Origin of the sequence: Pelagibacterium mangrovi (genome assembly GCF_036662815.1) — a bacterium.
Classification (GTDB): Bacteria; Pseudomonadota; Alphaproteobacteria; order Rhizobiales; family Devosiaceae; genus Pelagibacterium; species Pelagibacterium mangrovi.
The window spans coordinates 186,307-212,069 of sequence record NZ_JBAFXA010000009.1 but is presented as its reverse complement, the minus strand read 5'-3'; the positions used below and the strand labels follow the sequence as shown (position 1 = coordinate 212,069).

At 61.7% G+C, this 25,763-nt stretch carries 23 protein-coding genes, 1 tRNA gene and 1 riboswitch; of the genes, 12 read left to right on the top strand and 12 right to left on the bottom strand.

The features are described 5' to 3' along the window. Positions 1 to 61 precede the first annotated feature (61 nt). Both V4T21_RS16575 and metZ read right to left on the bottom strand, forming a co-directional pair. Positions 62 to 1,507, bottom strand: coding sequence for a TrkH family potassium uptake protein (locus V4T21_RS16575; protein WP_332718880.1), 1,446 nt, complete (start codon positions 1,505 to 1,507; stop codon positions 62 to 64). A 289-nt stretch (positions 1,508 to 1,796) separates the two neighbouring features. Next, positions 1,797 to 3,005, bottom strand: coding sequence for an O-succinylhomoserine sulfhydrylase (metZ, locus tag V4T21_RS16570; RefSeq protein WP_332718879.1), 1,209 nt, complete (start codon positions 3,003 to 3,005; stop codon positions 1,797 to 1,799). 39 nt (positions 3,006 to 3,044) lie between these two features. Beyond that, a riboswitch (SAM riboswitch) is annotated at positions 3,045 to 3,126 on the bottom strand. A 139-nt stretch (positions 3,127 to 3,265) separates the two neighbouring features. Between metZ and V4T21_RS16565 the strand changes: the two genes are divergently transcribed. Next, positions 3,266 to 4,363, top strand: coding sequence for a 2'-deoxycytidine 5'-triphosphate deaminase (locus tag V4T21_RS16565; protein WP_440589668.1), 1,098 nt, complete (start codon positions 3,266 to 3,268; stop codon positions 4,361 to 4,363). Between the two features lie 60 nt (positions 4,364 to 4,423). Here the strand turns inward: V4T21_RS16565 and proX are convergent, their stop codons facing one another. The 3 genes from proX to V4T21_RS16550 all read right to left on the bottom strand — a co-directional run bounded on the left by proX (position 4,424) and on the right by V4T21_RS16550 (position 7,756). Beyond that, complete coding sequence (proX, locus tag V4T21_RS16560; protein WP_332718876.1) at positions 4,424 to 5,452, bottom strand: glycine betaine/L-proline ABC transporter substrate-binding protein ProX; 1,029 nt, start codon at positions 5,450 to 5,452, stop codon at positions 4,424 to 4,426. A gap of 122 nt (positions 5,453 to 5,574) precedes the next feature. Further along, positions 5,575 to 6,504 (bottom strand): ABC transporter permease, encoded by a 930-nt coding sequence (locus V4T21_RS16555; RefSeq protein WP_332718874.1) that lies wholly within the window; start codon positions 6,502 to 6,504, stop codon positions 5,575 to 5,577. After that, positions 6,497 to 7,756, bottom strand: coding sequence for a quaternary amine ABC transporter ATP-binding protein (locus V4T21_RS16550; protein ID WP_332718872.1), 1,260 nt, complete (start codon positions 7,754 to 7,756; stop codon positions 6,497 to 6,499). The genes V4T21_RS16555 and V4T21_RS16550 overlap by 8 nt, the downstream gene beginning before the upstream one ends. 401 nt (positions 7,757 to 8,157) lie before the next feature. Between V4T21_RS16550 and V4T21_RS16545 the strand changes: the two genes are divergently transcribed. Together V4T21_RS16545 and V4T21_RS16540 are read left to right on the top strand one after the other, a co-directional pair. Then, positions 8,158 to 8,231: transfer RNA gene (locus V4T21_RS16545), tRNA-Gly, on the top strand. Positions 8,232 to 8,393: 162 nt separating this feature from the next. Then, the gene (locus V4T21_RS16540; RefSeq protein WP_332718869.1) at positions 8,394 to 8,657 is read left to right on the top strand and encodes a hypothetical protein; all 264 of its coding nucleotides are present in this window, start codon (positions 8,394 to 8,396) and stop codon (positions 8,655 to 8,657) included. A 68-nt stretch (positions 8,658 to 8,725) separates the two neighbouring features. On the opposite strand, the gene V4T21_RS16535 is transcribed toward V4T21_RS16540, so the two are convergent. Then, positions 8,726 to 9,925 (bottom strand): hypothetical protein, encoded by a 1,200-nt coding sequence (locus V4T21_RS16535; protein WP_332718867.1) that lies wholly within the window; start codon positions 9,923 to 9,925, stop codon positions 8,726 to 8,728. A gap of 645 nt (positions 9,926 to 10,570) precedes the next feature. On the opposite strand from V4T21_RS16535, the gene V4T21_RS16530 reads away from it, so the two are divergent. The 4 genes from V4T21_RS16530 (at position 10,571) to V4T21_RS16515 (ending at position 14,948) form a co-directional block, all read left to right on the top strand. Then, positions 10,571 to 11,770 (top strand): acyl-CoA dehydrogenase, encoded by a 1,200-nt coding sequence (locus V4T21_RS16530; protein WP_332718865.1) that lies wholly within the window; start codon positions 10,571 to 10,573, stop codon positions 11,768 to 11,770. Between the two features lie 2 nt (positions 11,771 to 11,772). After that, the gene (locus V4T21_RS16525; protein WP_332718863.1) at positions 11,773 to 12,939 is read left to right on the top strand and encodes a CaiB/BaiF CoA transferase family protein; all 1,167 of its coding nucleotides are present in this window, start codon (positions 11,773 to 11,775) and stop codon (positions 12,937 to 12,939) included. A gap of 196 nt (positions 12,940 to 13,135) precedes the next feature. Continuing rightward, positions 13,136 to 13,564: an FKBP-type peptidyl-prolyl cis-trans isomerase gene (locus V4T21_RS16520; RefSeq protein WP_332718861.1), complete on the top strand. Its 429-nt coding sequence runs from the start codon at positions 13,136 to 13,138 to the stop codon at positions 13,562 to 13,564. Positions 13,565 to 13,721: 157 nt separating this feature from the next. Further along, positions 13,722 to 14,948, top strand: a complete 1,227-nt coding sequence (locus tag V4T21_RS16515; RefSeq protein WP_332718859.1) for a GNAT family N-acetyltransferase — start codon at positions 13,722 to 13,724, stop codon at positions 14,946 to 14,948. Between the two features lie 360 nt (positions 14,949 to 15,308). Here V4T21_RS16515 and V4T21_RS16510 read toward each other — a convergent pair whose 3' ends face one another. Beyond that, positions 15,309 to 17,198, bottom strand: a complete 1,890-nt coding sequence (locus tag V4T21_RS16510) for a glycosyltransferase family 2 protein (protein ID WP_332718857.1) — start codon at positions 17,196 to 17,198, stop codon at positions 15,309 to 15,311. A 93-nt stretch (positions 17,199 to 17,291) separates the two neighbouring features. On the opposite strand from V4T21_RS16510, the gene V4T21_RS16505 reads away from it, so the two are divergent. Then, positions 17,292 to 18,110 (top strand): transporter substrate-binding domain-containing protein, encoded by an 819-nt coding sequence (locus V4T21_RS16505; protein ID WP_332718855.1) that lies wholly within the window; start codon positions 17,292 to 17,294, stop codon positions 18,108 to 18,110. A 4-nt stretch (positions 18,111 to 18,114) separates the two neighbouring features. Here the strand turns inward: V4T21_RS16505 and V4T21_RS16500 are convergent, their stop codons facing one another. Then, positions 18,115 to 18,519, bottom strand: a complete 405-nt coding sequence (locus tag V4T21_RS16500; RefSeq protein WP_332718854.1) for a tellurite resistance TerB family protein — start codon at positions 18,517 to 18,519, stop codon at positions 18,115 to 18,117. Between the two features lie 141 nt (positions 18,520 to 18,660). Here V4T21_RS16500 and V4T21_RS16495 point away from each other — a divergent pair, with 141 nt between their 5' ends. Both V4T21_RS16495 and V4T21_RS16490 read left to right on the top strand, forming a co-directional pair. Beyond that, positions 18,661 to 20,316 (top strand): lysine--tRNA ligase, encoded by a 1,656-nt coding sequence (locus tag V4T21_RS16495; protein ID WP_440589665.1) that lies wholly within the window; start codon positions 18,661 to 18,663, stop codon positions 20,314 to 20,316. A gap of 65 nt (positions 20,317 to 20,381) precedes the next feature. Beyond that, positions 20,382 to 20,810, top strand: coding sequence for an SRPBCC family protein (locus V4T21_RS16490; protein ID WP_332718850.1), 429 nt, complete (start codon positions 20,382 to 20,384; stop codon positions 20,808 to 20,810). Here the strand turns inward: V4T21_RS16490 and V4T21_RS16485 are convergent, their stop codons facing one another. Beyond that, positions 20,811 to 21,446, bottom strand: a complete 636-nt coding sequence (locus tag V4T21_RS16485) for a S24 family peptidase (RefSeq protein WP_332718848.1) — start codon at positions 21,444 to 21,446, stop codon at positions 20,811 to 20,813. 141 nt (positions 21,447 to 21,587) lie between these two features. Here V4T21_RS16485 and V4T21_RS16480 point away from each other — a divergent pair, with 141 nt between their 5' ends. Together V4T21_RS16480 and V4T21_RS16475 are read left to right on the top strand one after the other, a co-directional pair. Continuing rightward, positions 21,588 to 21,932, top strand: a complete 345-nt coding sequence (locus V4T21_RS16480) for a DUF952 domain-containing protein (protein ID WP_332718845.1) — start codon at positions 21,588 to 21,590, stop codon at positions 21,930 to 21,932. Then, the gene (locus V4T21_RS16475) at positions 21,932 to 23,032 is read left to right on the top strand and encodes a quinone-dependent dihydroorotate dehydrogenase (RefSeq protein ID WP_440589664.1); all 1,101 of its coding nucleotides are present in this window, start codon (positions 21,932 to 21,934) and stop codon (positions 23,030 to 23,032) included. Before V4T21_RS16480 ends, V4T21_RS16475 begins: the two co-directional genes overlap by 1 nt. A gap of 131 nt (positions 23,033 to 23,163) precedes the next feature. On the opposite strand, the gene V4T21_RS16470 is transcribed toward V4T21_RS16475, so the two are convergent. The 3 genes from V4T21_RS16470 to V4T21_RS16460 form a co-directional block, all read right to left on the bottom strand. After that, the gene (locus tag V4T21_RS16470) at positions 23,164 to 24,501 is read right to left on the bottom strand and encodes an MATE family efflux transporter (protein WP_332718844.1); all 1,338 of its coding nucleotides are present in this window, start codon (positions 24,499 to 24,501) and stop codon (positions 23,164 to 23,166) included. Positions 24,502 to 24,516: 15 nt separating this feature from the next. Continuing rightward, positions 24,517 to 25,284 carry an SDR family NAD(P)-dependent oxidoreductase gene (locus V4T21_RS16465; RefSeq protein WP_332718842.1) on the bottom strand — a complete coding sequence of 256 codons (768 nt, stop codon included), beginning with the start codon at positions 25,282 to 25,284 and terminating at the stop codon, positions 24,517 to 24,519. A gap of 106 nt (positions 25,285 to 25,390) precedes the next feature. Beyond that, on the bottom strand, positions 25,391 to 25,702 hold the full coding sequence (locus V4T21_RS16460; protein ID WP_332718840.1) for a DUF6460 domain-containing protein: 312 nt from the start codon (positions 25,700 to 25,702) through the stop codon (positions 25,391 to 25,393). Positions 25,703 to 25,763 lie beyond the last annotated feature (61 nt).

The following is a 25,763-nucleotide window of genomic DNA, read 5'->3' as shown; positions in this document are numbered from 1 at the left end:
TCTCGAACTCCGGGTAACCTTAGAATTTGGTAATGAAGCTGACGATTCCGTTAGGTTGCGTCTACGCCCGCCAGAAACGTGGGGTAAAAAGCACAAGGATCATCATCACTTCGAGCCGCCCCACCAGCATCCCGATGGTCATCAGCCATTTGGATGCATCCGAAAGCGATGCGAAATTGCCCGCCGGCCCCAGTTCCGGGCTCAGGGCCGGCCCGGCGTTGGAAATGGCGGTCGCCGCCGACCCCAGCGCGTCCAGCGGATCGAGCCCCGAGAGCGACAGCAGCACCGACAATATGAGGAAGCTTGAAAAATAGAGAAAAACGAAGCTCTGCACCGATGTCGAAACGCTGTCGGGCATTGGCCGGCCATTGTAGCGTTTGATGTAGATCATCGAAGGAAAGATGATCTGCCGTATATGCTGATAAAGGTCGCGCGCCAGAACCTGGAAGCGGAACACCTTGATCCCGCACGATGTGGACCCCGTGCACCCGCCGATGAACATGATGACGAAAAAGATCATCACCGCCAGCGAACCCCAGGCCGAAAAATCGGCAATCCCCAGCCCCGTTCCGGTCATGATCGACACCACCGAGAACAGCGCGTCGCGGAACGCTTCCTCTCCATTGGCGATGTTCCTGGCGATCAGCACCAGCGTTACCCCAAACGTGGCGATGCCCAGCAGCATGAGGAAAAGCCGGACCTGTGAATCGCCGTAAAGCTGCGCCAGCCGTCCCTGCAGGACGCCGATATAGAGCACGAACGGCAGCGCGCCCAGGATCATGAAGACGACAGCGACATAGTGGATCGCCGGCTCCTCGAACGCCCCCAGCGAAGCGTCGCGCGTCGAAAACCCGCCCGTCGCCACTGTCGAGAACGCATGGACGAGCGCGTCGAAGGCCTCCATGCCCGCCAGCCAATAAGCCACCGCGCTGGCAAAGGTCAGTATGCAGTAGATCACCGTCATCGCGCTGGCGATCTGGGCGGCGGCGGGCAATATCTTATCGGGCGTTTCGAACGCCTCGGCCCGAAACATCTGCATGCCGCCCACCCGCAGCATGGGCAGCACCGCAATCGCCATCACGACCACCCCAAGCCCCCCGAACCATTGCAGTAACCCGCGCCAGAGCAGGACACCGGGCGGGGAGGTATCCAGCGTCGTGATTACAGTCGCCCCCGTCGTCGTGATCCCCGACATCGCCTCGAACAGCGCTTCAGTAAAGCTCAGCCCCAGATCGGACATATAAAGCGGCAGCGCCGCGAACAGCGTCAGCACCACCCAGATCGTCACCGTCATGAGAAATGCTTGACGCAGATTGAGCTCGGACCTGCGCCCGCTTGATGATGCCCAAAGCCCGGCCCCGAAAATGGTGGTGATGAGCGACGCGGTGAGGAAAACCTGCCAATCGGGATGCCCGGCTATGAGGTCGGCCAGCGTCGGCAACAGCATCGCCACGCCCAGCGCCGCTGTCAGCGCCCCGACGGCCGAAAAGATGGTGCGAAAATCCATTGCCTTCCTGCCTTCATGCGCATCGCGTCGAGATTAGCGGATTCTCGTCGGGGCGGGAATTGGGAACCACAAATGCTAAAGGACATCGGCCACCTCAGCGCACCCCTCACCCCCATCCCCTCTCCCTCAAGGGGAGAGGGGGGCTCCCCTGGCGGCATTGGCGTTTTTGCCGAAACGCTGCCAAAGGCTACCCTTCTCCCCTTGAGGGAGAAGGTGGGCTTTCGCTTGAAAAGCGAAAGGTCGGATGAGGGGTGTGCTGAGCTTGCCTCAACCCTCATCCTCGATGGCCTCACACCTGATCCAACGCAAACGCCAGATCCGCAATCAGATCGTCACCGTCCTCCAGCCCCACCGAAAGCCGCAGCAGCCCCGCCGTGATATCCATCTGCGCCTTCTCCTCATCGGTGAAGCGCTCATGGGTCGTGGTCGCCGGATGCGAGATTATCGATTTCGCGTCCCCCAGATTGTTGGAAATCGCGATCACCGCCAGCGCATCGGCCAAAGCGAACGCCGCAGCCTTGCCGCCCTTGGGCGTAAACGCCACCAGCGTCGATCCCCCGCTCATCTGCCGCTTGGCCAGATCATATTGCGGATGGGTTTTGTGATGCGGATAGCTGATCGACTCGATCTTGGGGTGGTCGGCGAGAAAATCGGCGATCCGCGCGGCGCTTTCAGTCATCGCCTTCACCCGCAGCGGCAGCGTTTCCAGCCCCTTCAACAGCACCCAGGCATTGAACGGCGAAATCGACGGCCCGGTCTGGCGGATGATCGTATGGATATCCCCAGTGATCAATTCCTTGGACCCCAGGATCAGCCCGCCCATCGCCCGGCCCTGGCCGTCGATATGCTTGGTGGCCGAATAGGTGACGAGATCGGCGCCCAATTCGAGCGGCTTCTGCCAGATGGGCGTCGCAAACACATTGTCGACGATCAGCACTGCCCCCCCCGCATGGGCGATTTCAGCAACGGCCTTGAGATCGACGAGTTCGAGCGTCGGATTGGTGGGCGTCTCGACGAACACCACCTTGGTGTTGGGCCGCATGGCGCGCGCGAAATTTTCAGGGTCGCGCCCGTCGACCAGCGTCGATTCCACGCCCCAGCGCGGCATATAGGTTTCGACGACGAACCGGCATCCGCCGAACAACGCCCGCGCCGCCACCACATGGTCGCCGGCCCTGAGCTGACTCATCACCGCCGTCGTCACCGCCGCCATGCCCGTCGCGGTCGCCCGGGCCGCTTCCGCGCCCTCGATCAGCGCGGCCCGTTGCTGGAACGTTTCGACGGTGGGGTTGGAAAACCGCGAATAGATGTGGCCGGGTTCCTCACCCTTGAACCGCGCTTCGGCCCCGTCCGATGTGGGATAGACGTACCCCGAATTGAAATAGATCGGCTCGGAGGTCTCCCCATGCTGGCTGCGCTCCATGCCCCCATGCACCAACATTGTCTGCGCCTTGCGCTGCTTGGGGTCGTTGAGCGGATTGGCGGTCTTGTCAGCCATGGGATACCTCGAAAAACAAAAAACCGGCGCGCAAGCAGCGGCCGGTTCAAACTGGTCTCTTTAGCAGACGATATTTTAGGTGGCCTGCAATCGGACCGGCCAAATCACCACCGACCGAACCCTTAGGCTCAGTCACCACTGACTTACTGCCAAATCCCGCTTGGCGTCAATCGTCAGGCTTGCTAAGCCCAACCGGAGCATCCGGCAGTGGCCCCAAACTCGCCGCGCATACCGAACAAGGGGGAAAAGGCCCAATGAGCATGACCTGGCCCACCGGAATATTCTCCGCCCGGCTGATAACCCAATTGTCTGATGCGGGCGCCATTAGCGCCGACCGGCCATACGATAGCGACCAGATCCAGCCCGCAAGTCTCGATCTGCGCCTGGGCGAAAAAGCCTTTCGCGTGCGCTCGAGCTTTCTTCCGGGCCCCGGAATGACGGTCGCCCAGCGCATCGAAAGCCTCAAACTCCACGAGATCGACCTGACAAGGGGCGCGGTACTCGAACGCGGCTGCGTCTATATCGTCCCGCTGCTCGAAACCCTCGCCCTGCCGCAAGAGGTCAGCGCCTCGGCCAATCCCAAATCTTCCACCGGCCGGCTCGATATCTTCACCCGCGTCATCGCCGACGGCGCGCGCAGTTTCGATACGGTTCCCGCCGGTTATACGGGCGCGCTTTATCTCGAAATCTCCCCACGCACCTTTCCTGTGCTGGTGCGCACCGGCTCGCGCCTCTCACAGATGCGCTTCCGCGTCGGCGACGCGCGTCTCTCGGCCGCCGAGCATAAATCGGTGCACGCGACTGAAACCCTGGTGTTCGATCCCAATATGGACGTGGGCGAGGGGATCTCGCTTTCCATCGACCTCGTGGGCGAAGGCCGCGACGGCCTTGTCGGCTTCCGCTCCAAGCGCCACACCGCCGTGGTCGACGTGGACAAGAAGGATGCCTTGGACGTCCTCGACTTCTGGGAGCCACTCGTCAATCGCGGCTCGGGCGAACTGATCCTCGATCCGGATGAATTCTATATTCTCGTTTCGCGCGAAAGTGTCCACGTCCCGCCCGATTACGCCGCCGAAATGGTCCCCTTCGACCCGCTGGTGGGTGAATTCCGCGTCCACTATGCCGGTTTTTTCGATCCCGGCTTCGGCCATTCTGCCGCCGGCGGAACCGGATCGCGGGCTGTCCTCGAAGTGCGCAGCCGCGAGGTGCCGTTCCTGCTTGGCCACGGTCAGACCATCGGGCGACTGATCTATGAGCGCATGGCCGAGCGCCCCGATATGCTCTACGGCTCGGCGCTGGGCTCCAACTATCAGGCCCAGAGCCTCAAGCTCTCCAAGCACTTCAAGGCCTATCCCTGAGCGGATCGTAAAAAGGCCGGGGCGAACCCCGGCCTTCGTCATTTCGGACCATCCGCCTGCTTATGAAGCAGCGGCTGCGCGAGCTTCTTCCAGCCAACCGTCGACAGCCTCGCGGTTGTCTTCGATCCACTGGCTGGCCTGCGCCTCGATATCGTCATCGCCTTCGTTCATCGCCGCGTTCTGGGCGAAGATGTCGGCGAGCGGAATTTCCACGGCTTCGAGCAACGCCCCGACCGCCGGGTTCTCATCGAGGAACGCCGAATTGATTACCGGCACGATGTCGTTGGCCGGAAAGCCCAGCATGCACGGATCGTTGACGCACCCCTCGACGCCTTCAAGCGTCGCAGCATCCGCCAGGTTCATCAGGTCCTCGGGCAGGTCGACCTCGGGAACCTCGATCCACATCACGTCCTCGCCCGGCACCAATTCGTTCACTGTCCAGTTCGGCGTCCAGGTGTAATAGAGGATGTTTTCACCCGACTCATAGGCAGCGACGGCATCGGCCATCGAGGCCGAATAGCCGGCCTTGATCGGGTTCACGTGATCGCGCAGGTCATAGGCGTCGAGGTGATGCTCGATATTGATCTCGCAACCCCAGCCCGGCGGGCAGGCGACCAGATCGGCCAGCCCGTCGCCATTGCGGTCGAACGCGGCCTTGACGTCGTCGCGCTTGAAGTCCTCGAGCGAGGTGATGCCGAATTCCTCGACCGCCGAAGCGTTAACGAGATAGCCTTCGAGCGCGCCGCCCTCGGCGACGGCACCCACGATCTCGGCGCCTTGGGAAAAGATCGGTTCATAGGTGTTGTGCAGCGGGAACCAACCGTCGACCCACAGCGTCACGTCGCCCAACGCCACCGATTGGTAGAAGGGCGGGTTGTCGAGCGTGATCGCCGGATCGACCGAATAGCCCAACTCCTGCAGCAACTGGCGGTAGATTTCGGTGTGGAACCAGCCGGTGTCCCAGGTGGGCTGGGCCAGGATGATTGCGGTGCCTTCGCCCGGATTGTCCTGAGCTTGCGCGATGGCCGGAGCCGCCGCGACGAGGGCGGCGACGGAAAGGGTTGCAAGGGTCTTTTTGAGACTGAACATTTCTGTCTTTGTCTCCTTTTCTTTGGTTCTCAAATGGACGGGCAAGCCCGCCATGCGAAGCCCGCGACAGGCGGGCGATAGAAGCGGCGGCCAAAGATGCCGCCGCGTCATGGGAAAATCGATCAGGCCGGCTTTTCCGTTTTGCCGATCTCCTGGGTGCCTCTCATGCGGATAAGGTTGCCCAGAACTTGGCGCAGCGAGATGGTATCGCCCTGGTTTTCCCCGAACCCTTGAGTGATGCGGTCGAGGACGATGGCGAGGATCACGATCCCCACGCCGCCCGCCGTCGCGCCGCCCACGTCGAGCCGGCCCAGTCCGGTGTTGACCACCAGCCCCAGCCCGCCCGCGCCGATCAGCGCGGCGATCACCACCATCGAGAGCGCCAGCATCAGCGTCTGGTTCAACCCGGCCATGATGGTGCGCATCGCCAGCGGAATCTGCAAATCGATCAGCATCTGCCATCCGGTCGATCCGAACGCCTGCGCGGCTTCGACAAGGTCGCCGCGCACATTGCGGATGCCCAGATTGGTCAGCCGGACGATCGGGGGCAGGGCGAAGATGATCGTCGCGATGATCCCCGGCGCCATGCCCACCCCGAACAGCATCACGATCGGCACCAGATAAACAAAGCTCGGGATCGTCTGCATGATGTCGAGCACCGGCCGCAGCACCTTCCAGACAAGGTTCGACCGCGCCGCGAGGATGCCGGCGGGTATCCCGATCACGGCGCAGAACAGCACCGATGTGAGGATCATCGCCAGCGTCGTCATCGTCTCGGGCCACAGCCCGATCATGTCGATGAAGGCAAAGCCGATCAGCGTGAAGATCGCCATGCCACGTCCCGCCCATTTCCACGCGGCGAGCGCGAAAACCCCGGTGGTGAGCAGCATGGGCAGGAAGTTGAAGAAATCGTCGAGCGCGTTGAGCACCATGGTGATGGGCACCTGCGCCGCCCGGAAGGCCGGCCGGAAATTGGGCACCAGCCATCCGCGCACGAAATCGTTGATCCAATCATCGAAGGGGATGATCAGGAGGTCGCCGGGACTAAACATGCGCACTCTCCTTTTCGTTTGTCGTATCGGTTTCGGTCGGGGGCGTATCGTCGGCGGTTTCATCGCCATCGCCCGAAAGCTGCGCGAACACCGCCTCGGGTTCGACCACGCCCACCAGCCGGTCCTTTTCGTCGGTCACCGCAATGGGCAGGCCTGCGCTCGCCGCTCCATAAAGATCGGCCAATTGCTGGTCGGCATCGGCGGTGGGAAATTCGGTGAGCATCACCTCTTCGAGCACCGGATTTGGGGTGTTCTCGTCGAACGTTGCCGCCGCCAGATCCTGATAGGTGACGACACCCGCCACTTTATCCTTGGCATCGACCACATAGAGCGCGTTGCGATTGAGGTCTTCCATCGCCCGCATCGCATCTTCGGCGCTGTCTTCCCCGAGCTTCATCGGCGCGGCATCGCCCGAAACGTCCTCGGCGGTGAAAACCCGCCCCCGGTCGATATCGGCGACGAAGGCCGCCACATAATCGTCGGCGGGGTTGGAGACGATCTCCTGCGCCGTCCCCACCTGCACGAAGCGGCCATCCTTCATGATGGCGATTTTGTCGCCCAAAAGCAGCGCTTCGTTGAGGTCGTGGGTGATGAAGATGATGGTCTTTTTGAGCGATTTCTGCAGCGTCAGCAATTCGTCCTGCATCTCGCGCCGGATCAGCGGATCGAGCGCCCCGAAGGGCTCGTCCATCAGCAGCACTTCCGGCCCGGTCGCCAGCCCACGGGCCAGGCCCACGCGCTGCTGCATGCCGCCCGAAAGTTCCGATGGCAGGCTGTCGGCCCAGGCCGAAAGCCCCACCTGTTCGAGCGCCTTCAAGGCCTTCTCGCGCCTCTCGTCCGGCTTTATGCCCTTGACCTTGAGGCCGTAGGCGGCGTTGTCGGCCACGCTCCAATGGGGAAACAGCGCGAAATGCTGGAACACCATGGCGATCTTTTCGCGCCTGATGCGCCGCAACTGATCTTTCGAGCAGTTCGCCACATCGGTTCCATCGATCATGATCGAGCCTGAAGTGGGGTGGATCAACCCGTTGAGCATACGCACGAGCGTCGATTTCCCCGAACCCGAGAGTCCCATGACGACGAAGATTTCCCCTTCGCCGACATCGAAGCTCGCGTCCTGCACGCCCACCGTGGCGCCGGTCGCTTCGAGGATCTGTTCCTTGGTCTTGCCTTGTCCGAGCATCTCGCGGGCGGCGTCGGTTCGTTCACCGAATATCTTATAGATGTTCCTTGCGGATAACTTGACAGCCATGAGGCTCCTTGCGGTCGACCGCGCCGACAACAATAAATATCGGCGCGTATTCGTAACAATACTCCAAAGCGCAAAAGACATCGAGCCAGGGTCGTGTCCGATCCTTGCCAGATAAGGGAGTGAATATGCGCTGTTGATCTGCGATAATAAGGCCCGCGGTTGCCGATATCAACCTTTGATGCCGATTTTCCGCCGCAATTGAATTTTTGTTGAATGTGGAAATATCACTGTAGTGCCCGGAATTGCAGAGGATTTGTTATAAAAACCGCCACGGATATTGGTGTGGACATGCCCCTGTTCCCGCCCTTGACGCCACATCGGATTTGCCGCAAACAAGCGGGCGCCGGAGCGTTTGCCGAAAAAGTGGAACCCGATTTCCGCTAATCGAAACGTGGCCTCGGGCGGGTGTAGCTCAATGGTAGAGCAGAAGCTTCCCAAGCTTACGACGAGGGTTCGATTCCCTTCACCCGCTCCATCGTCAGGCGCGCTTTCCCCGCCCGCTTTCAAATCTTGCGTGAATGTAATTATTTTGGGCGGAACTTTGCCTATAGGGTCCGCTTTCTAGCTTCGCGGAGGCTGCGCCGCGTAAGAGATTTTGATGGAAAGTCGCTCGCAGCAGTTTCGGAGAGAAGGACCGATGAGTATTCGCTTAAACATCGCCGCCGCGATGATCTTTGCAATATGTGCCACACCCGCGGCGGCAAATTCGATCGCCGGCATTGATGTCAGTGACAGCGATTGGCATTTCGTCGTGGACCATTGCGAGGATCTCGAAGACCTCGGCGTGCGCGAAGCCGCCGATTTGAGGCCTTCCATGGTCGCCAGATTGTCCACGACCACCGTGGTGCTGGAATCCCTTACGCGAGGCGATTGCGTAGAGGCCGGTTTGATCGGCCGATAGATCCGCCCGGCAAGGCGGCCAGGCAAGCCAATCCCTCGAAGTATTCCTCGAGGGATTGATCGGTTGCGTCAGAATTCCTTGGCCGCCGATACGGTGATCACGGTGGCGCCGTCGGTCCATTGTTCCAGTCCCAGGCTGGTTTCGAAGTCGCCGCCCGGCTCGTAGATCAACTCGGCCCCCAGGCTGTAGCGTGCGGGGTCGCCGCTTGCGGTTTCGAACCCGCCCCAGGTTTCCAGTTCCATTGCGTCCGTGAGCGCGTTGATCAGCGTCAGTCGGCCTTCGCCGTCGGAATCGGTGAGCGTATCCTCGATCTCGAATTCGAGCTCGATCTCCATTGTCGAATTGAGTTCGTAAACCACCGTCGACAGGAGCCCCAGTGTTTCGAAATCGAGAGTGAGGAACGCGATTTCGAAATCGAGCGGCCCATATTCGAAGCCCACCCCGAAAGCGTGCTCAAGCGTGTCGTCCTCGACCTCATGGACCAGTCCATAGGCCGATTTGAGCACGACTTCCCCAACATCATACGCCAGCGACGAGACAAGATCGGTCCCCTCGTGTCCCGCAACGAAGGCGAGAAAGGCTTCGATGGCGTCGACCTCGTACAGGATATCGCCGTAAACCGTCCATTCCGCATCCGCGTCGGTCTCGGAAATGTCGTAGAGATTGTAGATGAACCCGCCCAGAGCCGCCTCGATCTCCCGGGTTTCATATTCAATGAGCCCGACCAGTGCGCCGTCGTTCTCGAGGTCCTCCAGCCCCAGGCCGACTGCAAATCCCTCCGCGATCAGGCTTTCAACCCGGATCGAGTGCCCGCCGGGGCGGGAGACGGAAAGGTTTGAAAGGATATACTGGTCGCGGCCCACTTGCGGCATCATGGTGGGGGCGGCACCCGCGGTCAGCACGGTGAGATCGCCGATGCTGACATAGGCTTCCTCCAAAGCCACGGCGCCATCAGGATCGCTGACGTCGTCCGGCACGAGCATGATCGTGGCCGAGGCGCGTCCGGCGTCGGTTGCGGTCAGGGCGGCGAACTGGAGTTCCCAATCCAGTTCGGAGCTGATCGACAGTTCGTCATCGCCGTCGCGCTCATATTCGAACTCGTATTCCATGACGCCCGAAATCGAAAGACAGGTGTCGTCCGAAGATATGGTGATGCCGGCAACGCCGAATACATCGCAGATTTCTGTTGCCATTATGGTGTTTTCGGCATCTGCGGCCGATGCGGGGGCGGTCATTGCCAGGCCCAGGGAAAAGGCGGAAATCCCCATGAAAAACCGCCGTGCGCGCCCAGTATTGCGAGCGCGAATTTTTGTGCAATTGTCTTCCAAATTGCGCGAGACATCTACCATACAGTCCTCCTCCCGATAGGTATGTCAAAAATTTTAGTCGAGCGTCGTGGCGATGTTCCTTTGACAGGTTCTACTGACGTCGTAAGCCGACCCCGCGGGGCGGGCGCCGGAATCATTTGGAAGGAAAAGGCGGATTATTGCTTTCGCCGGTTCTTTACGCAGCGAAACTTGCAGTTCGACGGCATCTCCTCCCAGAGGCCGTGATGCGAATTCTAGTATTCTAGAGTTCAAAACGTGTCAACGATTCTGTCACATAAAAGTCAGAATCTTAAAATGTTCCGGGATTACAGGTGATTTCTAGTAATTTCTTTTTGGTACTCTAGTATCCGAGTCGTGATTAGACCGAAACGCTCTTATGGCGCCGAAACTCGCCCTTTCGAGCGGGTGGTTCGGGACATTTTGATCGCGCCAGAACGCCCCGGACGCGCCAAACTCGCGCATCCGCATGCATGGGCTCGTCGTTTCGTTATTGCAGAGCTTCGTTCCGACGAAATTTCCCGGTTTTTCCCGTCTCGCGCAGAGGCTATCTTCTCTGAAACGCATTCGATTTTCCGGGGAGGAACCATGGGCAACAAAAGCGGGGTGCAGGGCGGTTTCGTCTGGTCCGATCCTTTTCTTTTCGAAGATCAATTGTCGTCCGAGGAGCGGATGATCCGGGATTCAGCCGCCGCTTTCGCCGCCGACAAACTCGCCCCGCGTGTCCAGGACGATTATCTGGAGGAGCGTGTCGACCCCACGATCTTTGCCGATTTTGGTGCGGCGGGCCTGTTGGGCGCCACCATCCCGGAAGAGTTCGGCGGGCTCGGCGCGTCCTATGTCGCCTATGGGCTGATCGCCCGCGAGATCGAGCGGGTCGATTCCGGTTACCGGTCCATGATGAGCGTTCAATCCTCGCTGGTCATGTTCCCGATCCACGCCTATGGCTCGGACGCGCAACGGCGCAAATACCTGCCCAGGCTCGCTTCGGGCGAATGGATCGGTTGTTTCGGGCTGACCGAGCCCGACGCCGGTTCCGATCCCGGTTCGATGAAGACCCGCGCCGAAAAGATCGACGGCGGCTATCGGCTTTCGGGCTCCAAGACCTGGATTTCCAACTCCCCTATCGCCGACGTTTTCGTCGTTTGGGCAAAATCGGCCGCTCACGGCGGCAAGGTGCGCGGCTTCATCCTCGAAAAGGGAATGGAAGGCCTTTCCGCGCCCAAGATCGGCGGCAAGCTTTCGCTGCGCGCCTCGGTCACCGGAGAAATCGTCATGGACGGCGTCGAAATCCCCGAGGACGCGATACTGCCCGATGCCGAGGGCATGAGCGGCCCCTTCGGCTGCCTCAACCGGGCCCGCTACGGCATCGCCTGGGGCGCGATGGGCGCGGCAGAAGATTGCTGGCATCGAGCCCGCCAATATGGGCTCGACAGAACCCAGTTCGGCCGCCCGCTCGCCGCCACCCAGCTCTTCCAGAAAAAGCTCGCCGACATGCAGACCGAGATCGCGCTGGGTTTGCAGGCCTCCCTGCGCGTCGGCCGCCTGATGGACGAGGGCCGCATGGCCCCCGAAATGATCTCCATCGTCAAGCGCAACAATTGCGGCAAGGCGCTTGATATCGCCCGCGCCGCCCGCGACATGCACGGGGGCAACGGCATCCAGATCGAATACCACGTCATGCGCCACGCCCAGAACCTGGAAACGGTCAACACCTATGAGGGCACCCACGACGTGCACGCCCTTATCCTGGGCCGTGCACAAACCGGCCTCCAGGCCTTCTTTTGAGCATGGCAGACCCGTCCGGCACACCTCCGCTCTCGGGTCTGCGCGTCGTCGAGCTCGCCCGCATCCTCGCCGGACCGTGGCTGGGCCAGACCTTGGCCGATCTGGGCGCCGAGGTGATCAAGATCGAAAGCCCGGAAGGCGACGATACGCGCCGCTGGGGCCCGCCCTTCATAGAGCGTCCAACGTCCGACGGCGGCACCGAAACCGTCGCCGCCTATTTCCACGCCGCCAACCGCTCCAAGCGGTCGCTGGTCTGCGATTTCAACGACCCCGACCAGCTCGCCCGCCTCAAAGCGCTCATCGCCGGAGCCGACGTGCTCGTCGAAAATTTCAAGCTCGGCGGCCTCGCCCGTTATGGGCTCGATTATCCCACGCTCTCGACCCTCAACCCGCGTCTCGTCTATTGCTCGATCACCGGCTTCGGCCAGACCGGACCCCGCGCCGCCCAGCCGGGCTATGATTTCTTGATCCAGGGCATGAGCGGCATCATGGACCTGACCGGTGCGCCCGATGGCGAACCGCAAAAGGTCGGCGTTGCCTGGATCGATGTGTTCACCGGCCTTTACGGCACCATCGGCGTCCAGGCCGCGCTCGCCGAGCGCGAGCGTTCGGGCAGGGGGCAGCATATCGATATCGCCCTGTTCGATGTCGGGCTAGCCGTACTTGCAAATCAAGCCATGAACTATCTCGTCTCGGGCACCAGTCCCACAAGGCTCGGCAATGCCCATCCCAATATCGTGCCCTATGGTGTTTTCCCAGCCTCGGACGGCCATGTCATCATAGCCTGCGGCAATGATCGTCAGTTCCGTTCGCTCTGCGCTGCGCTGGACCTTCCCGCCCTCGCCGCCGACCCGCAGGCGGCGACCAATCCCGGCCGTGTCGCCAACCGCGCCGCTGTCTGCGCCGCCATCGAGAAAGCCACTTCGGCCCGCACCAAATTGGAACTGATTGCGGCACTGGACGTGGCTCAAGTCCCATGCGGGCCGATCAATACGGTGGCCGAGGCTCTTTCCGACAGTCAGGTCGCAGCCCGGACCCTAAGCATCCAGCCTCAGTCCATTCCCGGCCTGAGAACGCCCCTCAATTTTTCCCGCAGCCCACTCTCGCTCGATCGCGCCGCACCCATTCTGGGAGATGGCGATTGGAATTGGGCACAACGATTCCCCTAAACGGCCGTACAGGGGCGCGTTCATCGCCATATAAGCCCGATCTCGACCCGTATATGTAAGGTTGTGCGGTTTACATCGGTGTCGAGGTCCCTACATTGTCGACTGCATCCGCTGAGCTGATGGCGGATTTTCGCCGGGCCGGTTTATGACGCCATGCGTCCGGCCCTCGCAAACACCAGCGAAAAAAGGACACAGAATGACCCAGGCAAAGCACGGGGATACTGTGCGTATTCACTATACCGGGCGGCTCACCGACGGCACGCAATTCGATTCCTCGGACGGCCGCGAACCCCTTGAATTTCAACTTGGTTCCGGCCAGATCATCCAGGGCCTGGACGAGCAGGTCCAGGGCATGAACGTCGGCGACAAGCAGACCGTCACCATCCCCGCCGACGGTGCTTACGGCCCCCATCGCCCCGAAGGCGTCCAGTCCGTTCCCCGCACCCAGATCCCCGACGGGGTAGACGCTTCCATCGGCGCGCGCCTCCAGGCCACCGGCAGCGACGGTCGCGCCATGACCTTGACGGTCGTCGACACTTCCGACGACGCCATCACGGTCGACGCCAACCACCCGCTGGCCGGCAAGGATCTGGTGTTCGACGTCGAACTCGTCGAAGTGCTCTGACGCAAAGATATCAACGGCCCGGGCAGTGCCGTCCGGGCCGTTTAGAGATGGTTGACCATGCTCCACATTCCCGGCTTTGATCGGGAAAATTTCAGCTTTTCCTAGGGTTTTCCAGCAATAGTCCGCCCAAGCGCGCGACTGAAAGGAAAACCCGTCAATGGCCATGCCGGCGGTTACCGATCTCGATGAAGCAGGTACGTCGGTCTCTCCGAACGTCACGCCTCTCGGCATTCATATCCACGAGAACCTCGTCGCGTCCGAACAGGTCTGGCGGGCCCTCGAAGCGCGTGGCGTCTTCACGCCCTACCAGCGCTACGACTGGATCAAGGCTTATCTGGAAGCCGGTTTTACTACGCCCAGCCGGATCGCCATCATGGTGCTCACCCAAGCCGAACGCCCGGTTGCGCTCATTCCGTTCGAGATCTTCAATCGCTTTGGCGTTCGGATCGCGCAGGTCATCGGCATGCCGATTTCCAATGGCGACGGGCTGGTTTTCGATCCCGGTTCCGCGAATGTCCTGACCCCCGAAAACCTCCGGAAATCCCTGGAAAAATTGCCGGCCGATATCGTCAATTTCCACTGCGTGTCCCCTCGGATCGGAGCGTTCGCAAACCCGTTAGCCGCGCTTGGCGGAAGCCCGGCGCCCGACAATTTCTACGTCAACGAACTGGCTCCGGGCGATGCGCCCTTTATCGAACAATCCTTGCCACACAAGCGGCGCACCAATATCCGCCGCTCCCAGCGCCGGCTGGAGGAAGGCTTCGGTGCCATAAGGCTTCACCGTGCCGAAACGGAAGCCGAAGTCGATGAAATCCTTGCCGTTTTTCTGGACCAACGCGGGAAGCGTTTCGTCCAGATGGGAGTCGAGAACGTATTCGCCCGTCCCACCTTCCAGCGCCTTTTCCGTAGCCTCGCGATATCCGGGCTGGGGCAATCGCGCCCCGCGATGAGCCTGCACGCCCTCTATGCGGGTGATCGGATCGTTGCCACCAGCGTGGGCACTTTCGGCCCCGATCACTATTCGCAATATATCAATTCCACCGATTACGGCGACGCCTCGCGCTATTCGCTGATGGGTGTAACGCTCTCCCTGCTCGTCGACGCGTTGCGCACCGATGGCGTAACCGGGCTCGACATGGGGTTGGGCGATTTCGACTATAAGACGGACTGGACGCGCCGTGAAACGGTGTTCGATATCGTCGTCCCCATCTCTGCTCCGGGCCAATTGGTCGCCCCGCTGCTGCGCGCTGCCCGCACGGCCAAGCGGCGGATCAAGCAGACCCCGGCCTTCTGGCGCGCCGCCCGGTCTGTCCAGTCGGCATTGACAGCATTGCGGCGAGGGCAGGGCGCTAAAGACCGAAAAGCCAAAGAACCCACCAACTGAAAAGCGCGGCTGGAATCGGAAGAAGTAGGCGCACAGGCCAGATGGTCCCACGCCGACCGCGACCGGCTGTCACTAGGGTCAGCGCAACCACGCCAAAGACATAGATGACGAACGCGACCAGCGTGGAAACCGGAACATAGCGCAAAAACAACGACATCGCGAGCACGACCGAGAGCAGGACGCCCAGGATGCCCGCGATTGCCAAAGCTATCGCACGGTCCGATAGACCCGATAAGCGCATTCGGTCTCGGCCTTTTCATCGCTTCACTGCCCGAAGACCGAGAAAGCTGGTGCAAATCACTTTGCCGTTCAACCCGAAATAGCGATCCAGGCCCTTTTTGTCCCGATAATCGCAGCGATCTATAGGGATGTTTGGGGGCTGGGCGCGGGATTTTTGAGCGTAGGCGTCCGGATCGTCGGCGGTGGCGGTATGGGGCCATCCAACCCCTTATGGTCGGTCTTGGCCCAGTGATAGGGCTTCACGATCAGCTCGAAACACGCGATCGCCACCGCATACCATGCGAGCAGCCAATAGACGGGCAGTCCGATGAGCGACCGGTGAAGATCGGCCCGCCCGATCCGCTCGAGCCCGACCACGCTGATCACGCCGGCGCCGCAATAGCCCAGCAGCAACGCGCCCAGTCCAGCCAGGGTCCAGGCATCGGGCGCTCCGAGCACGAGCGTTTCATGGATCAGTCGTACCAGCGTCGTCACGAGGAACAGCCCGTGCACGGTCAGCGACAACACCATGCCGCCCACAAAGACGTAGAAGGCGATAAGGCTGGCCCAACCGAGATCGCCCAGAAGCTTGCCCGGCTGGGCGGAATGGACGATCAGCGTCTGCATCCAGCCCTTGATCCACCGAGAACGCTGTCGCACCCAGCTTCCGATGCTTTCGGGCGCCTCTTCCCATGTCGAAGTGGCAAGACTTTCCACCCTCAGTCCCAGCCGGGCCATGCGAATGCCCAGATCGGCATCCTCAGTCACGTTGAAGGCATCCCAGGCGCCGATGTCGCGCAGGGTTCTGGTGCGGAAGTGATTGGAGGTGCCACCGAGCGGAACCGGGAATTTTGCCCGCCCGATGGCGGGCAGCAGCACGCCGAAATGGCCGGCATATTCGGCGGCGAACATTCGCGTTATCCAGCGCCGCGACGCATTGGTGATGACCAGTTCGCCTTGCAGGCACTCAAGGGTGTGGTCAGAGGCAAAAAGGCTCGCGGCGGCCCGCAATTGCTGGGGATCGGGCAAATCTTCGGCGTCGAACACCACCACATGCTCGCCGCGCGCCAGAGGCAGCGCGAAATTGAGCGCCTTGGGCTTGGTGAAGGGACGATATTGGGGAACGACGATCAGGGAAAAACGGGGATCGCCCAGAATTTTCTCCACGGCGGAAACCGTTCGCGGGCTTGCGCTTTCGACAATAAATTTGATGTCGAGCTTTTCACCCGGATAGTCCAGCCGGCGCATGGCCTCCGCGATCTGGGGGACCATATGGGCTTCGTTGCGCAAGGGGATCAGTACTGTGTAGATCGGCAGTTCGCCGTCCGCCAGAAGGATTTGAGGAACCAGCGGACGGTTTCGCCCGAACGTAAACGCCGCCCAGAGCCTGAACACCGAAGGTGCGGCAAGCGCCAGCGACACGACGCCCAGAAAGAGCGGTTGAAGAAACCCCGGTATCATCGAGACTGTGACGATCGCCGCGATGAGAAACACGAACCCGGCCCGAACCCATAGCGGAAGATCGAGATGGGCACTGGCCAGCGGATATCGCCGGGCCAGACGCTCGATGGCGTTGGCGGTCAGAAGGTCCGAATTGACGGCGGCCACGCCTGCTTCCAGCGTCGCCGGGGAAACGATGCACAGCCGGTTGCGCAAATCGGGGTCGGCAGCGATCCGCGCCGCGAGGGTTTTTATGTGCTGGAAGCCCGGAGCCAGAAAAAGCACCTCGCGGCCGTCCAACAGGCCGCGAACCGATTTCAGGCCGGCGAGCCGGTCGATTTCTATGCGAGCATCGAAGGGCGAAAGGAACGGTTCGATATCGGAGAAATAATCTAGCCCTAGAAGACGCGCCGCCTCGCGATAGGGCAACTCCCGGTCGTCCGGAACGGCGCCGGCCAAAACATCCATAACGTCGACGCCCAGTTTACGGGCACGTTCGAGCGTGGCGTTGGCCACATGCCGGGACCACGCCGGCTGTGCAGCCAGCGCGCCAGCAAGTTCGACATCGCCAAACGGCCGCAAGACGGTCATATGCCCCCAAATCCTTGATGCAACGCTATCAATTGTCGTCGCGATCGGCCATAACGAGACGGAAATTCTTCGTCCGTCTGTGGAAAAACGACGATGCCAGCAATCCGGGCGGCGCTGATTGCCGCTCTTTTATCCGTCGCTTTCGCCGGGACGGCGGCAGCCCAGAACCTGCCGGTGCATGTCGATCCGGGCGCCCGCGACGATGTCGTCGACCCGGCCCCGGTGCCGGCGCTGCGGTTTTTGACGACACCGGATTTCCCGCCTTTCAACTATACCGATGCCGATGGCCGGCTGGTGGGCTTCCATATCGACCTGGCCGACGCCATCTGCGCGCGGCTTGAGGCGCGCTGCACGATCCAGGCCTGGCCCTGGAACCGCGTGCAGGATGCGTTGGCCGACAATCAGGGCGACGCCTTGATCGCCGGGCTCGACATCGGCGGAGAGGCGGCGGGGCGCTTCGATTTTTCCCGTATCTACATGCAATTGCCGGGCAGGTTCGTGACGCCGCGCGCGGCGACGGCCAGTTTCGATCCGCTGGCGATGACCGGCCGGCTTGCGGTGCGCGCGGGCTCGGCCCATGCCGAACTTATGGAGCGTACGCTCCCCGAGGTCGAGCTCGTGGGCTTCGACAGCGAGTTCGATGCGTTGGCAGCAGTGGCTTCCGGTGAGGCGGATGCCTATTTCGGCGATGCGGCGCGCGCCTCGTTCTGGCTCAACGAGAACCCCGACTGTTGCGATTTTGCCGGCGATCCCTATTTCCGGCCCGATCTGTTCGGCGCCGGGCTGTCGGTTGCCGTGCCCGCAGGGCTGGACAATGTTCGCGTGGCGATAAACTGGGCGCTCATGAGGCTCCAGCGCGAAGGGCGTCTCGACGAAATCTATCTGCGCTGGTTCCCCGTGAGTTTCTATTAGCCGGCTACAGCCGCCGATGGCGGATGCGGGCGGAGGTTTCGATCGCTGCCGTGGTCAACCGGTCGATGGAGAAGGCGTCGCGGATCATTTCGAGCATCCGCAATTCCTCCTGGTTGAGCCTCAGGTCGACCGTGGCGATTTCCACGGCGATGGCGTAGGCGGTTTCCTGTAGTCTCGGCTCCAGCGTTTCGGCGATCTGGCCGAGCAGTGCATCGAGGCCGGCCTTGTTGATCGTTTCGACGCATGAGGTGGCAATTTCGGGCAGCCGCGAAACGTCGAAGCTTTCAAATACCGGCCAACGGCTGATCAGCGCCGCGAAACGATCCATCTCGCGATCTGTGACGTCCTTGTCGGAAACGGCCGTCATGACCATGATCTGGACGAGGGCGTCGGTGGGGGAAAGCTGCATGGAGTCACCTCAACTCGGAGTGGGCCGCGGCGAAATCTAGAAAGCACGGTAGCAGAGTGCAAGGGGCGGAGCCATCGGCATTGACCTTTCCCCGTGCTTGGTGCAACACCGGCCCTTCCGGATTTTCCTCAGACGCCAAGGATGGGCACCGTGCCCCACACTCTGCCTCCGCTCGACCCCGATGCCATTGCCTCCGCCGCGAACGCCCGCGCCTGGCCGTTCGAGGAAGCGAGAAAAGTGGTCAAACGGGCCGAAAAGCTCGGCAAGGACGAGGTGATCTTCGAGACCGGATATGGCCCTTCAGGCCTGCCCCATATCGGCACCTTCGGTGAGGTGATGCGCACCACCATGGTCCGCACCGCGTTTCGCCTTCTGACCGACGATGCGATCAAGACCCGGCTGATCTGCTTTTCCGACGACATGGACGGGATGCGCAAGATCCCCGACAACGTGCCGTCCAAGGAAGCGCTGGAGCCGTTTCTGCAAAAGCCGCTGACAGCGGTGCCCGATCCCTGGACCAATGAGTATCCGAGCTTTGGCGATCACAACAACGCCATGCTGCGTCGGTTCCTCGATACCTTCGGGTTCGACTATGAATTCGCCAGCGCGACCCAATATTACAAGTCTGGCAAGTTCGACGCGATGCTGCTGCGTGCGCTGGAACGCTATGACGATATCATGGGCGTGATGCTGCCCACGCTCGGGGCCGAGCGGCAGGCGACCTATTCGCCCATCCTGCCCATATCCCCGATTTCGGGCCGTGTGCTCTATGTGCCCATGAAGGAGATCGACGCCAAGGACGGCACGGTGACCTTTGAAGACGAGGACGGGCGGGACGTGACGCTGCCGGTGACCGGGGGCAATGTGAAGTTGCAGTGGAAGCCCGATTTCGGCATGCGCTGGGCCGCGCTGGGCGTCGATTTCGAAATGTTCGGCAAGGATCACCAGACCAATCAGGCGGTTTACGACAGGATCTGCGCGATCCTCGGCGGAACGCCGCCCGAGCACTATGTCTATGAGCTGTTCCTCGACGAGGAAGGCCAGAAGATTTCCAAGTCCAAGGGCAATGGGATCACCATCGACGAATGGCTGACCTATGCGTCTTCGGAAAGCCTGTCGCTGTTCATGTTCCAGAAGCCGCGCACGGCCAAGCGGTTGTATTTCGATGTCATTCCCAAGGCGGTGGATGAGTATTTCTCGTTTGCGGCCTCGGCCCAGAAGCAGGATGCCGCGGCGTTGCTGGAAAACCCGGCTTTCCATATCCATTCAGGCCGCCCGCCGGCCCAGGATATGCCGGTGAGCTTTGCGCTGCTGCTCAACCTCGCGACCGCCTCCAACCCCGAGAACCGCGATGTGATGTGGGGCTTTATTTCGGCCTATGCGCCCGGTGTGACGCCGCAGACCCATCCGCATCTCGATGCTCTGGTGGGCTACGCTATCCGCTATTTCCATGATTTCGTTAAGAAAAACTACCGCGCGCCCGACGATGTGGAGCGTGCTGCGCTGGAGAGCCTGTCGGCGGCGCTTGCGACCCTGCCGGAGGGTTCGGACGGCGAGACGATCCAGAACGCGGCGCTCGACGTGGCGCGCGAGATCGAGCGCTATCAGGACCATTCGCGCACCGGCCCCAATGGCGGGCCGGGGGTTTCGGGCGCGTTCTTCCAGATGATCTATCAGGTGCTCATCGGCCAGGAACGCGGACCGCGGTTCGGCTCGTTCGCAGCGCTCTATGGCATTGAAAACACACGTATTTTGATCGAACGCGCACTTAAGGGTGAGTTGACTGGTGTTGAATAGGCAATTGACCGGTATGTTGACGGCCTGTTTGATGTTTTAGTGCCTCCCAACCAAGGAGGCTGCCCATGAGCGGAAAATCGCTGTCACTGGTCCGGGAGTTCGATAGCCCGATCGAGGATGTTTATCGGGCTTGGACGGACCCCGAGCGCCTGGCCCAATGGGTCGGCGAGGTCGATGCGGCCGATGTGCGGGTGGGTGGTGCCTATCGCTTCGTCAATGACGATGGCCAGGGTGGTCAGTTCATCCACCATGGCCAATATCTCGAGCTGGTGCCCGACCGCAAGATCGTCATGACCTTCAAGGCAGGGCAGGTCGAGGACAATCCTTACCAGAACGAGACGATCGCTATCGAACTCGTCGCGCTGGATGGGCGGCGGACCGAGTTGACGCTGACCAATCGGTGGGACGGGCCGGCGATGGGCGACGAGGATATCGAGGCCACCAAGCAAGGGTGGAGCGCCTGGCTCGATCTTCTGGCCGAAGCGCTCGCCTGATTACTGGCTGGCCCACAGGATGCGGGCGATCCAGTCGATCTCCTCGGGCTTGAAGACGCGCGGGGCGTGATCGGGGTTGATCGAATGGAGTTCGATCTGTTTTTCGGTGCGCCGGTGCAGGATCTTGGCCATCACCTCACCGCCTATGGTGCGGGCGACGACGCGGTCGCCGCGCCGAAGCTGTTCGGTGGGGGAGACGATGACGATGTCCCCGTCGCGGTAAAGCGGCTGCATGGAATCCCCGGTGACTTCCAGCGCATAGGCTGGATCGTCCCCGAGGCCGGGGAAGCGGACCTCGTCCCAGCCCTGTCCGACGGGGAAACCCGAAGAATCGAAATAGCCCCCGGAACCGGCCTGTGCGAAGCCCAGGAGCGGCACGACCCGGCCGGCGCCGGCACCCTGCGTGTAGGACAGCCCGCCCGAGAGCAGGGAATCGAAACTCTCGCTGGTCGCTTCCAGGACCTTGGCGATCGATTCTGTCGATGGCCAGCGTTCGCGCCCATCCTTGCTGACGCGCTTGGAGGGGTTGAAGGCGGTGGCATCGAGGCCGGCCAGCTTGGCCAGCCCGGAAGCGGACAGGCCGTGCCGCTCGGCAAGGCTGTCGAGAGCTTCCCATATGGCGCGATGAGACAACATGGACAGTTGGTTTCCGAAAAAGGAATTATATCCAATCAGCTTGGAAATTAGTCCTATTATGGCATTAGTCTCTTGTAAAGATATTTCCAAGCTTGGCAGGACTTTCCCACAACGCTAGACCACTGCCGACAGGGAGGGCACATGGCCGAACCGATCTACAAAATCGCCTCCGCCCAGGATTGGGCCAAAGCCCGGACGCTTGGATATCTCGAGGGCACGCCGGTCGATCTCGCCGATGGCTACATCCATTTTTCGACCGCCGCCCAACTGGCCGAAACGCTGGAAAAGCACTATCGCGGGCAAGCCGGGCTGGTGCTTGCAACCATAGACCCCGATCTGCTCGACGAGGCGTTGCGCTGGGAGCCGTCCCGTGGGGGCCAGTTGTTCCCCCATCTCTATGCCCGCCTGCCCATGTCTTCGGTGATTGGCGAACGGGTGCTGGACGCGCGGCCCGATGGCGGGTTCGATCTGCCGGAGATCGGTTGATGGCGCTGGGTGATCTGTTCCGCAATCCGGGCATGCAGCGCCTCGCCCAGGACATGCTCATGCGCATGGACGCCGAAACGGCCCATCGCGCCACGATCAATGCGCTCAAATTCGGCCTTGCGCCCTCCGGCTCGCCGGCACCGGCCAATCTCGCGACGCGGTTTTGCGGGCTCGATCTCGCCAATCCCCTGGGCATGGCCGCCGGCTTCGACAAGAACGCCGAGGTTTTTGGGGCCTTGTCCAAAGTGGGATTCGGCTTTGTCGAGGTCGGGACCGTTACCCCACGCGCCCAGCAGGGCAATCCTGCCCCCCGCGTGTTTCGCATTCCCGAAACCATGGGCGTGATCAACCGGCTGGGGTTCAACAATGAAGGCCATTTTGCCGCGCGCGAACGCCTCAAGAGCCGGGCCGCCGGCTCCGTGGTGGGCGTAAATATCGGCGCCAACAAGGACAGCACGGATTTCGTTGCCGACTATGTGGAGGGCGTCAAAGCCTTCGCGCCGCTGGCCGATTATCTTGCCGTCAATATCTCCTCGCCCAACACGCCCGGCCTGCGGGACCTTCAGGCTGGGGAAGCGCTGAGCGCACTGCTTGAGGCGGTTTTAGAAGCGCGGGCAAGCCAAACGCGCCAGTCGCCGATTCTGGTCAAGATCGCCCCCGATCTGGACGAGAGGCAGATGGATGCGATCGCGCGGACGGTTCTCGAGAGCGGTATCGACGGGCTGATCGTTTCGAACACGACGATTTCGCGCGAGGCGGTGGCCGGGTTGAAGAATGCCGGCGAAGCGGGGGGACTTTCCGGAAAGCCGTTGTTCAATCTCGCGACCCGCCGGCTGGCCCAGATGCGCCAGCGGCTCGGCAATGATTTTCCGCTGGTCGGGGTGGGCGGGGTCCACTCGGCCCAGAGCGCCGTCGCCAAGTTCGAGGCGGGGGCCAATGTCGTCCAGCTCTATTCGGCCCTGGTCTATGGCGGGCTGGAAATGGTCGAGGAGATCAAGACGGGCCTTTCCCACGAAATCGCCGCGCGCGGGCTTGGCGGCGTGGTCGATCTTACCAATGCTGGTGTGGCCGATTGGGCAGAGGGCAGGATGACGCTCTAGGGGGGAAGTGGCAAGCAGGTTAGAGGTGGTGGAGAGGCTGCTGCTGGACCCCGGGAATAAATCCCGGGGTGACAAGGGAGTGGATTAAGGCACGGCACGGCCCAAAACCCGGTTTTGTCATTTGAATGTCGCTAGGCGAAGAGTTCGGGTTTCCGCTGTTCGATCGCCCAGGCATAGATGGCGGCGCGGACCAGAAGCAGGACGTGCAGGGCGATCCATAGGCCCCAAAGCCCCAGGATCGGCTGGAGCAGCATGGCGGTTGCCAGATAGATCAGCAGCGAAACCACCATGCCGTTGCGCATGGTGACGTTGAGCGTCGCGCCGATCATCACCCCGTCGTAAACGAAGGCCGGCATGCCCGAGAGCGGGGTCAGGGCGGCCATGACCAGATAGACCCGAGCCATTTCGCGCACCGGCTCGCTCGTCGTCATGATATCGATGGCCACCCAGCCGCCGGCAAAAAGCAGGGCCGAGAGCCCGCCGGCGATTACCAACCCCCAGCCCAGTCCCAGCCGGATCGCCTGCTCGAAGGCCGGGCGCCAGCGTGCGCCGACCGCCCGGCCGCAAAGCTGTTCGACGGCGGTGGCAAGGCCATCGAGGAAGAACGCCGATATGGAAAAGAGCTGCATGAGGATGGCGTTGGCCGATAGCGCCACCTCGTCCACGCGCGCGCCCTGGGCGGCGAAATAGGCAAAGGCGCTCATCAGCGCCGCCGAGCGGATGATGAGGTCCCGGCTGATGCCCACCATGCGGCGCAGGGCGGCAAGATCGAACAGGGCGGCGCGGGGCGCGGCGGCGATAATGGCTTTCAGGCCGCCATAGTGGCGAAGGGCGATCCGCACGCCGAGGGCAGCGGCGGCAATTTGACCGGCGACAGTGCCCCACGCCGCGCCGGCCACGCCCCAACCGAACCCCTGGACGAACAGGATCGAAAGCACGATGTTGACGACGTTGACGAGGATTTGCAGCACCATGCCGGTCCGCGCGTCGGCCCGGCCGTAGAACCAGCCCAGCAGGACGAAATTGACGAGCACGAACGGCACCGAGACCATGCGTACGAACCAGTAATCGGCAAAAGCCTGCTGCGATTGCGGGGGCGGAGCGAGCGCGAATTCGAAAGCGAAATGAAGCGGGGCTGAGAGCGCCAGAAGGACAAGCCCCATGACGATTGCGACGACCATGGCGCGGGCCATGTGCAACAGTCCATCGAGCGGGTCGCGTGCGCCGACCGATTGAGCGGTGAGCCCGGCGGTGCCGAAGCGCAGGAAGAAGGCCAGGGCGAAAACCACGCTGAAGGCCACGGCCCCCAGCGACAATCCGCCGAGCAGGCCCGCATCGCCCAACTGCCCGATAACCGCAGTGTCGACGACGCCGGCCACCGGCTCGGTGATGAAGGCGACCGAGGCCGGCACCGCGATGCCCCAGACATCGCGATGGCGGACCTCGAAAGGATGAACCGAACTGCTCACGGGGTGATGAGGGCGCTAGTTGGCGAAGTCGCCCTTTTTGAGGATGACAGGACGGGTCGGCACCTGACAGACGGGCATGATCTCGATGGAGTTGACGTTGACATGGGCGGGCAGATTGGCCAGCCACCAGACGGTCTGCGCGATATCCTCGGGGAGCAGGGGCTCGTTGTCGGCATAGAGGTTTTCATTGGCCTCAAAATCCCCGCCCGTGCGCACGGCGGTGAATTCGGACTTGGCGTGACCCGGTTCGAGGGATGTGACGCGGATACCGGTGCCCATGGTGTCGGTGCGCAAATTCATCGAGAACTGGTGCACGAAGGCCTTGGTCGCGCCATAGACATTGCCGCCGGTATAGGCGAAGCGACCCGCGATCGACCCCACATTGATGATCGAGGAGCCACGGCCCACCTGTTTGACCAGCGGCAGCACTTCAAGCGTCGTGTGCAGCAGGCCCATGATGTTGGTGTCGATCATGGTCTGCCACTGATCGGTATCCACATCGGGGATTGCGCCGGTGCCGAGCGCCAGGCCGCCATTGTTGAACAGGCACGTGACGGGCTTGAAGTTTTCGGGAATGGCGGCAACGGCGTGCTTGATGGATGCCTTGTCGGTCAGATCCATCTCGATGCCATGGACGATTTCGGGGAATTCGGCTTCCAGTTCGGCCAGCCGCTCGCGCCGCCGGCCCGTCGCGATGACCTTCCATCCGTTATGGGCGAAATGGCGCGCGGTGGCAGCGCCGAAACCCGAGGTGGCACCGGTGATGAAAATGACAGGCGACATGGACTTTACCTTGAAAACAGCATCGAAAAAGGAAGGCGCGCGGGTGGCGCGCGACCATCCTAGAGATCGGCGCTTGCTGGCTCAACCGTCTGGCGCAATTATCCGATTAACGCCGCCGCCCCGCAGACATCAGCCGGCCGAGGAACCACAGGGGCAGGACGATGACCGCGCCGGTCAGGACATAGGCAAAGCCTTCGCGAAGCACTTCGAAGCCATTGTCGAAGATGGAATTGATGAAGCCTTCGACCGCCGAAAAGATCGCCTGCGGGCTGAGGCCGAAGACCGACATCAGGAAACCCACGATAAGGCTCATCAGGATCAGCCGGACCACGACGCGCCCGGGCGTGCCGCCAAGGAACGATTCCACGACGCCGCGTCTTTGATTAGTCTCGCGCTTGTCCATAGTCTCGGGGCTCATCGGCCGGTCCAATCTCGATTCTCTAGAGAATTTTCGCTGTTCAGGATGCCACATAAGTGCC